This window comes from Frateuria sp. (genome assembly GCF_013362045.1).
Taxonomy (GTDB): Bacteria; Pseudomonadota; Gammaproteobacteria; order Xanthomonadales; family Rhodanobacteraceae; genus Frateuria_A.
In genome coordinates, this window is the sequence record NZ_JABFWW010000304.1 from 1 (window position 1) to 9226 (window position 9226).

Consider the following 9226-nt stretch of genomic DNA (forward strand, 5'->3'; position numbering starts at 1 on the left):
CCCGCGCTGGTGGCGCGGCTGGACCTGATCCGCGCGGCGCGCCGCACGATCGACGTGCAGACCTACATCTGGGACCAGGACGACGCTGGCCAGCTGGTGCTGGACGAGCTGGTGCAGGCGGCGCGGCGCGGCGTGCGGGTGCGCATCCTGGCCGACCAGCTTTCGTCCTTCGGCGACCTCGCCCTGCTCGACCGGCTCGCCCGCGTCAGCCCGAACCTGCAGGTGCGCCTGTACAACCCGACCTTCCGCGAAGCGCTCACCTCGCCGGCCCAATGGGTCGCCGGCATCGCCTGCTGCTTTCTGAAGATCAACCAGCGCATGCACAACAAGGTGCTGGTGGTGGACGACACCGTCGGCATCACCGGCGGGCGCAACTACCAGAACCGCTACTTCGACTGGGACGACGACTTCGACTACATCGACCGCGACGTGCTGGTGGGCGGGCCCGCCGCGCAGGCCATGACCCGCAGTTTCGAGCTGTTCTGGCGACACAAGCGCGCCGTGCCGCTGACCCACCTGCGCGACGTCAACCGCCACATCCTGGCCCATCCGCAGGCGCCCGGCTGGCCCGCGCCGCACTACGACCATCCGCAGCGGGTCTACCGCGTGCAGCAGGAGGCGGACGACGCGGCCTGGCTGCGCATGCACGTGCTCGCCGACAGCGTGCGCACCTCCCAGGTGGAATTCTTCAGCGACCTGCCGGGCAAGACCGAGCAGCCGCTGAAACGGCAGGCGCGCCAGTTCACCGCGCACGTGATGCAGATGGTCGGCAGCGCGCGCCACGAGGTGGTCCTGCAGACGCCCTACCTGGTGATGAGCCGGCGCGCGCGGCGCATCTTCCAGCGCCTGCACCGGGAGCAGCCGGCGCCGCGCATCGTGGTGTCGACCAACTCGCTCGCCTCCACCGACGCCTTCGCGGTCTATGCGCTCTCCTACAAGCACCGCAAGCGCTACCTCAAGGACTACGGCTTCGAGATCTACGAGCTCAAGCCGCACGCCGAAGACGCCGCGGCAGCCAATGCGCAGGCCAGCCTGGAGTGGGTCGGCGATGGCCAGCACGCCAGCGGGGAGCCCGCGCGCGACGCCTCGCGGCGCTACGTCGGCACCGAGAGCCACGGCCTGCTCGGCAGCCACGGCAGCAACCGGCGGCCGGCGCCGCTGGTCAGCGAGGGCCGCCGGTTCGCATTGCATGCCAAGTCGATCGTGGTGGACGACCGCTTCGCCATGGTCGGCTCGCACAACTTCGACCCGCGCTCGGACCACTACAACACCGAGGCGGGCGTGATCGTCTACGACAGCCGTTTCGCCGCCCAGCTGCGCGACGTGATCCTGCGCGACACCAAGCCGCGGAACGCCTGGGTGATCGCGCCGCGCCGCCCGGTGGTGCCGGTGCTGACCACGCTCAACCAGATGATCGGCGACGTCTCCGAAAGCCTGCCGCTGTTCGATTTCTGGCCCTACCGCTACGCCACCAGCTACCAGCTCAAGGCCGGCTGTGCGCCGATGCGGCCGAACGACCCGGGGTTCTTCAGCTGCTACGAGCCGGTAGGGGATTTTCCGGACGTGGCGCTGTCGCCGAAGCTGATCTACACGCGCCTGATCACCGCATTTGGCTCGAGCGCGAGCGGGATCCTCTGATCCCGCGCCAGCACCGCGCACGACGGCGGGAACCCGCGCAACAGGTTCGCCCCTCTCTCTTTGGGAGGGGGAACCAAAGGCCTACGGCGGCGTGGCCTTCGGACTTTGGAAGCGCATCGGCAGTTTGCCATGCACGCCGCCGGGGAAGCCGGCCGGCACCGCGAAGCGCCAGCGCTGCACGATGACCAGCGCATGCGCGTCGAGCACCGGGTCGCCGCTGGATTGGGCGACGCTGGCGCCCGTGACGCGGCCCGCACCGTCGGTGTCGACCTGCAGCACCACGCGGCCGTCCAGATGGCCCTGCAACTCCGCCCACGAGGACGGACCCGCCGGCGTCTCCAGCGGCACCAGCGAAGGCGCCGGCGCGGGCGTGGGTACGGCGTCCGGCTCGGCGCCCAGCACGCGCGGCGGCGTGTGCGGGCGATGATGGATCGCCGCGCGCGGCGGTCGCAGGGCAGCCACGGCGCCGGGTCGCGCCGGTGGGCCGATCCAGTCGTCGGTAAAGCCGCTCAGCCAGCCGGTGCCGCCGATGCCGACGAGCAGGGCCAGCAGGCTCAGTGCAGCGGTGATGCGCAGGCGCGGCATCGTTTGGCCGTCCGCACGGCTCAGCGCTCCAGGATCGCCACCACGCCCATGCCGCCGGCGGTGCACACCGAGATCAGGCCGCGGCCACTGCCCTTCTGTGCCAGCTCCTTGGCCAGCGTGGCGACCAGCCGTGCGCCGGTGGCGGCGAACGGATGGCCGACGGCGAGGCTGGAGCCATGCACGTTGAGTTTGGCCGGGTCGATGCTGCCCAGCGGCGCATCGAGGCCGAGCCGGTTGCGGCAGTAGTCGGCGCTCTCCCACGCGCGCAGGGTGCACAGCACCTGCGCGGCGAAGGCCTCGTGGATCTCGTAGAAGTCGAAGTCCTGCAGGGTGAGGCCGTTGCGTGCGAGCAGCCGTGCCACCGCCACCGTCGGCGCCATCAGCAGGCCCTCGCCATGCACGAAATCGACCGCGGCGACCTCCGCATCGCGCACCCAGGCCTGCACCGGCAGGCCGCGCGCGGCGGCCCAGTCCTCGCCCGCCAGCAGCACGGCGGCGGCGCCATCGGAGAGCGCCGTGGAGTTGCCGGCGGTGAGCGTGCCGTGGCCGGAGGTGCGGTCGAAGGCGGGCTTGAGCGTGGCCAGCTTCTCCATGCTGGTGTCCGGCCGCAGGATGTTGTCGCGCCTGACGCCGCGGAAGGGCACCACCAGGTCGTCCATGAAGCCCGAGTCATAGGCGGCGGCGAGTTTCCTGTGGCTCTCCAGCGCGAGGGCGTCCTGCGCGGCGCGGTCGATGTGCCACTCGCGCGCCATCTTCTCGCAGTGCTCGCCCATCGACATGCCGGTGCGCGGCTCGGCCACGCCGGGAAACGAGGGCTTCAATTCGCCCGGCGAGAAGCCGCGCGTGGCGGCAGCGAGCTTGTCCTGCCAGCCCTTGGCGCGGTTGATCGCCAGCAGCCGCTTGCGCAGGCGGTCGCCGTAGACGATCGGCACGTCGCTGGTGGTGTCCGCGCCGGCCGCGATGCCGGCCTCGATCTGCCCCAGCGCGATCTTGTTCGCCACGATGATCGCGTTGTCCAGCGAGGTGCCGCAGGCGCGCGCAGTGGTGATGCCCGGTGTGGTCGGCGCGAGGCCGGAGCTCAGCAGCGCCTCGCGCGCGAGGTTCCAGTCCGAGGAGTGCTTGATGACGGCGCCGAGCGCCACCTCGCCCAGCTCCACGCCGTGCAGCCCGTACCGCTCCACCAGCGCGCCGAGCACCTTGACCGACATGCCGAAGTTGCCGACGTCGGCGTAGGCGGTGTTGTTGCGGCAGAACGGGATGCGTACGCCGCCGATCACACCGACGCGCTTGGGGGTTTTTTCCATGTCCTGAGCGGTCCTTGGGCCTTGAGCTCCCAAGGCTAACCCGCACGTCCATGCGGCGAAAGCCCAAAAGCGTGAATGGTAGAATCCGAGTTTCCCGCCGTTCGGAAAGCCTCGATGGAAGTGCAACCGCTGACCGCCCTGGCCGCGGTACTCGCGTTGGAACTGCCGCCCGGGCAGCCGCCGTCCACGATGACCTTCAGCCGCGACCAGGCCGACGCGCTGGCAGCGCTGGTGGCCGAGGACCTGCGCGCGCTGCTGCCGCGCATCGGCGAGGCGAGGCTGGCGCTGGCCGGCGCACTGTTCGATCCGGTGGAGCTGCTGCGTCCGGGCTTCCCGGTGTGGGCCACGCTGGAGGAGCTGTCCCGCCGCGTGCCGCGCGGACACCTGGAGAACGTGGTCGCCTTCGGCAGCCACGAGGGCCACATGCCGGCGCAGGCGCTGGTGCCCGAGGCGGAACATGCCGGCGGCGCGCTGCGCCTGCTGCCGCTGTCGGTGCTGGCGCCGCAAGACCTGGCCGAAACCCTCGCCGGCCAGATGGAGATGGAACTGGTCGGCCGCGGCGAAGCCGGCGCGCGCACTGCCGACTGGTTGATGCGCACGCTGGGCGTGCCGCTGGAACACGCCCGCTATTTCACCCGCAACGACCTGCTCGCGCTCACCTGCGTGCAGTACGAGCACGTCAACCTCGCGCCGCTGTGGACACTGCTGGAGGCGGCGATGCTCACCCCGTACCGGAGCGAAAGCACGCTCAGTGCGCGCGGCCTGCCGCTGCGTTACGCCGACGGCAGCGTGTACGCCGGTTCGCCGGCCGCCTGGCTGGCGCGGCAGTCCGGCGACGACCCGGCCCGCGCGCACGCGTTCGCCGGGCTGGTGTTCGAACTGCGCCAGCACGAGGCGCTGCTGCGGGCGCACCGGCTTCCGCTCGCGCTGGAGGAAGGCGAGGCGGCCGAGGGCTGGCTGCTCGAAACCCTGGCCGAGCCCGATCCGGCGCTGGCGCTGCCGACGCTGGTGGCGCACGAGGCGCCGGGCCTGGGCACGGTGGCGGTGACCGCCGCGCAGATCCGCCCCGACGGGCAGCCGCGCGTGCTCGCGCACGGCTATCCGCTGGCGCCGCCGGCATTGGGCCCGCTGGTGGCGGTGCTCGCCGCGCGCCACGGCATCGAACCGGCGCTGCATGCGCTGGGCCGCGTGGCGCTGGATGCCCGCGGGTTGAGCGCACCGGTGCAGGTACGCCATTAGCCGCCGGATCGGCTGGCTAAAAGGCCCGGGTCGCCCCTTCCCACCGCCGCGTTCTCCCTCTGCGGGCCGAGCCGTTGCCGGCGGTTGGCATCCGTCCAGCGGCGGGCGCATGATGATGTCCAGCGCAGGGGTATGCGCTCCGGGGGAGTGTCATGAACCAACCCCTTTCGCCGGACGGGCCCCTGGCGGACCCACCCGAAGACGCCGGCCAGTCCCCCCGGAACTGGCCCGAGCACGTACTGTGCGGCGTACCCGCGCTGATCGCCTACATCGATCCCGAACTGCAGGTGCTTTTCGCCAGCCAGCCGCCCCGCCGCTGGCTGGCGCTGCCGCCCGAAGGCCTGGCCGGGCGCGCGGTCGGCGACCTGTTCGACGAGGCCTGCGCCCCGCGCATGGTCGAGGCCGTGCTGGTCACGCTCGGCGGCCAGCCCGGCACGGTCGAGGGCGTGCTGATCGCCGGCCGCGCGCACCGCTACATGTACGCCAGCCTGCAGCCGGACATGGACGCGCAGGGCCGCGTGCACGGCGTGTTCGCGGTGTTCATCGACATCACCGAGCGGCACACGCTGGAGCTCAAGCTGCGCGAAAGCGAGCAGCGCTTCTTCGGCGCCTTCCAGCATGCCGCCATCGGCATGGCGCTGGTGCGCCCGGATGGCCGCTTCCAGCGCGTGAACGAGGCGCTGTGCCGCATGCTCGGCTACAGCGAAGAGGAGTTCCTCACCTTAGGCATCGCCGACATCGCCCATCCGGACGATTACGCCGACGACCTGGCGCAGCTCGAGCGCATGCGCGAGGGAGGCATGGACGCCTGCCAGATGGAGAAGCGCAACCTGCGCAAGGATGGCCACGTCGTGCACTTCCGGCTCAGCGTCTCGCTGGTGCGCGACGGGCACGGCAAGCCGCTGTATTTCGTCTTGCAGGCAGAAGACATCAGCCAGCGCAAGCAGTACGAGGAGGCGTTGTTCCGCGAGCGCGAACTGGCCGAGGTCACGCTCAACTCGATCGGCGATGCGGTGATTGCCGCCGACATGGACCTGCGCGTGACCTCGCTCAACCCGATCGCCGAGGGCCTCACCGGCTGGAGCGCCACCGAGGCGCGTGGCCGTCCGATGGACGAGATATTCCGCCTGCGCGACACGCGCGGCGACGCGGCGCTGGGCAACCCGCTGCGTACTGCGATCGAGCGCAATGCCATCGTCGAACTGGAAGGCAAGGCGATGTTGCTCCACCGCAACGGCTTCGAGACGCCGATCGAGGATTCTTCCGCGCCGATCCACGATCACGCCGGCCACGTCATCGGCGGCGTGCTGGTGTTCCGCGACGTCAGCGAAACCCGCGCGCTGGCGCTGAAGATGATCCACCTGACCCAGCTGGACACGCTCACCGGCCTGCCCAACCGCAGCCAGATGCAGGGGCAGGTCGAGCAGATGGTGGCCACCGCGCGCCGGCGCCAGCAGCGCTGCGCCCTGCTGTACGTCGACGTGGACCACTTCAAGCGCATCAACGAGCAGCATGGCCCCGCCAGCGGGGACCGCGTGCTGCGCGCGCTCGCCGCTCAGCTGCGCCAGGCCCTGCAGGACGACGACCTGCTCTGCCGCCACCACGGCGACGAGTTCGTGGCCGTGCTGCCGCAGGTCGAGGCCCCGGGCCAGGCCGCCAGCGTGGCGCAGCGGCTGATCGCCTGCGGCGAGCGCACCGCGGTGTCCGGCCTGCCGGAACTGGCGTTGCGCCTGTCGGTAGGCATCAGCCTGTGCCCCGATGATGCGGCCGACGCCGACGCACTGCTGCGCAACGCCGAGAGTGCGATGTACGAGGTCAAGGTGGACGGCCGCCACGGCTACCGCTTGTTCACCGCCTCGATGAACGAGCGCACCGCATCACGGCGCCGCATCGAGGCCGAGCTGCGCCTGGCGATGGCGCGCGAGCAGCTGTCGCTGCACTACCAGCCCAAGGTGGACGCCGCCGACGGCTGCATCGTGGGCGCCGAGGCGCTGCTGCGATGGCTCGGCGCCGACGGCGCCGAGCGCCATGCGCCCGAGCAGTTCGTCAGCGTGGCCGAGGACGTCGGGCTGATCGTGCCGCTCGGCGCCTGGGTGCTGCGCCAGGCCTGCCACCAGGCGGGCCGCTGGCAACAGCTGGGGGTGGGCCTGCCGATCGCGGTCAACGTCTCGGCGCTGCAATTCCAGCACGCCGCCTTTCTCGCCGAACTCCAGGCGGCTCTGTCGGACAGCGCGCTCGACCCCTCGCTGCTGGAGCTGGAACTGACCGAACGCACCGTGATGGCCGGCGGCGACACCACCATCGCCCTGCTGCAGCGGATCAAGCGGTGCGGCGTACGGCTCTCGCTGGACGATTTCGGCACCGGCTACTGCAGCCTGTCATACCTCAAGCACTTCCCGGTCGATGCGCTGAAGATCGACCGCGCCTTCGTGCGCGACGTGGAGAGCGACACCGATACCGCCGCGATCACCCAGGCGATCATCGCGATGGCGCGCAGCCTGGGCAAGACCGTGGTGGCCGAGGGCGTGGAAACCGAGGCCGAGGCCGCCTACCTGCGCACGGCCGGCTGCGAGCAGATGCAGGGCTTCCTGTTCGGCGCGCCGATGGATGCGGCGGCCTTCGGCAGGCTGCTCACCGAGCAGCACCTGCGCCGCTGGGCTTCCGACCGCAGCCCGTAGGGGTTCGGGTTCGCCGGCAGCCCCGCCATGATCGCGCCGGTGGCCTCAAGCCCACCCTACGTACGCGCCAGCGCTTCCTCGTACATCAGGTAATGGCAGGGCATCATGCCGAGGTCGGCGTAGGTGCGCTGGGCACGGTGGTTTTCGGTCTCCACGTAGAGCCGCAGGCCGACCGCGCCGGCATCGCGCGCACGCTCGCGCACCGCCGCGTACAAGGCGCGGAACACGCCGGCGCGGCGCGCCGGTGGCGCCACGTAGACGCTCTGGATCCACCAGAAATCGCCGCAGCGCCAGTCGCTCCATTCGTAGGTCACCAACAGGCAACCGACCGCGGCGCCGGCGCGCTCGGCGACCAGGTAGAAGCCGCGGCGCGGATCGTCGAACACGCCCTCGACGCCGCGCGCGAGCACGGCGCGATCCAGCGCCTTGCCTTCGGTTTCATGCGCCATGGCGGCGTTCCAGTCGGCCAGGTGGGGGACATCGGCGCGGGTGGCGGCGCGGATGACGAGGAGTTCGGACATGGAATGCTCTCCAACAGGAGCGGCTAGCGTGCCATGTCCCCACCCATTCGCCGTAGCCCACCGCCACCCGTTCGCCCGAACGCAGGTCTGCAGCGCCGAAGCCAGGGCGGCACCGCGTGCGTGGGCGCGGCGCCTGGCTCGGCACGATGGCGCAAGCGCCTCAGCTTCGCCGCTTGCGCGAAGCCCCGAGCTTGCGCGTGAGCGTATTGCGCCCCACCCCCAGCGCCGCCGCCGCATGCTGGCGGTGCCCGCCGTGCGCGGCGAGCGCCGCCTCCAGCAGGATGCGGTCGAGCGCTTCGCGGGCGCGGCCGTGGATGTCGGTTTCGCCGCGGGCGAGCGCCTGGTCGGCCCAGTCGCGCAGCGCACCGGCCCAGTCGCCGGGCGCGCCCGGTGGCGATGCCGCACCCAGTTCCGCCGCCTGGATCTCCGCACCACGCGCGATCACCGCCAGCCGCCGGCACAGATTCTCAAGCTCGCGCACGTTGCCGGGAAAGTCGCGCAGCTCCAGCGCCTTCAACGCCGCGCGCGAGAAACGCTTGGGCGGCAGCTTGAGCTCCTGCGCCGCGGCGGCGAGGAAGTGCCTGGCCAGCAGCGGGATGTCGGCGCGCCGTGCGCGCAGCGGCGGCAGATCGATGCGCACCACGTCCAGCCGGTGCTTCAGGTCCGCGCGGAACTGCCCGGCCGCCACGCGCGCATCCAGGTCCTGGTGGGTGGCGGCGACGATGCGCACGTTGCCGCGGATGAGCTCGCGTCCACCCACCCGGTAGAACTCGCCGCCGGCCAGCACGCGCAGCAGGCGCGTCTGCAGCGCCAGCGGCATGTCGCCGATCTCGTCCAGGAACAGCGTGCCGCCCTCGGCCTGCTCGAAGCGCCCGGCCACGCGACGCGCCGCGCCGGTGAAGGCGCCGGCCTCGTGGCCGAACAGCTCGCTCTCCAGCAGCTCGCTGGGGATCGCGGCGGTGTTGAGCGCGACGAACGGCCTGCCGCGGCGCGCGCTTTCCTCGTGCAGCGCGCGTGCGACCAGCTCCTTGCCGGTGCCGGTCTCGCCGGTGACCAGCACGTTGAGGTCGCTCGCCGCCACGCGGCCGATCAGCCGGAACACCTCGCGCATCGGCGCGCTCTCGCCTAGCAAGGCATGCGTGGTCGCGACGGCGGGCGGCGCCGGTGCGGCCGGCTGCTCGGCCAGCACACGGCGCACCACTTCCACCGCGTGGTCCAGGTCGAATGGCTTGGCCAGGTAGTCGACCGCGCCGGCGCGGTA

General features: G+C 71.5%; 7 protein-coding genes. 3 read left to right on the forward strand and 4 right to left on the reverse strand.

What is annotated here, in order from left to right; genetic code table 11:
* Positions 1–1638: phospholipase D family protein (locus HOQ08_RS14555; protein WP_291196446.1), on the forward strand; the 1638-nt coding region annotated here is incomplete at its 5' end.
* 81 nt (positions 1639–1719) lie between these two features.
* Here HOQ08_RS14555 and HOQ08_RS14560 read toward each other — a convergent pair.
* On the reverse strand, positions 1720–2223 hold the full coding sequence (locus HOQ08_RS14560) for an energy transducer TonB (RefSeq protein WP_291196449.1): 504 nt from the start codon (positions 2221–2223) through the stop codon (positions 1720–1722).
* Between the two features lie 20 nt (positions 2224–2243).
* Positions 2244–3527, reverse strand: coding sequence for an acetyl-CoA C-acetyltransferase (locus HOQ08_RS14565; RefSeq protein WP_291196452.1), 1284 nt, complete (start codon positions 3525–3527; stop codon positions 2244–2246).
* A 114-nt stretch (positions 3528–3641) separates the two neighbouring features.
* On the opposite strand from HOQ08_RS14565, the gene HOQ08_RS14570 reads away from it, so the two are divergent.
* Both HOQ08_RS14570 and HOQ08_RS14575 read left to right on the forward strand, forming a co-directional pair.
* Positions 3642–4766, forward strand: coding sequence for a hypothetical protein (locus tag HOQ08_RS14570; RefSeq protein ID WP_291196455.1), 1125 nt, complete (start codon positions 3642–3644; stop codon positions 4764–4766).
* Between the two features lie 152 nt (positions 4767–4918).
* Positions 4919–7444 (forward strand): GGDEF and EAL domain-containing protein, encoded by a 2526-nt coding sequence (locus HOQ08_RS14575; RefSeq protein ID WP_291196458.1) that lies wholly within the window; start codon positions 4919–4921, stop codon positions 7442–7444.
* 56 nt (positions 7445–7500) lie between these two features.
* On the opposite strand, the gene HOQ08_RS14580 is transcribed toward HOQ08_RS14575, so the two are convergent.
* Together HOQ08_RS14580 and HOQ08_RS14585 are read right to left on the reverse strand one after the other, a co-directional pair.
* Positions 7501–7965: a GNAT family N-acetyltransferase gene (locus HOQ08_RS14580; RefSeq protein WP_291196461.1), complete on the reverse strand. Its 465-nt coding sequence runs from the start codon at positions 7963–7965 to the stop codon at positions 7501–7503.
* A gap of 160 nt (positions 7966–8125) precedes the next feature.
* Positions 8126–9226 (reverse strand): sigma 54-interacting transcriptional regulator (locus HOQ08_RS14585; protein ID WP_291196464.1); only part of this gene is annotated, 1101 nt, incomplete at its 5' end.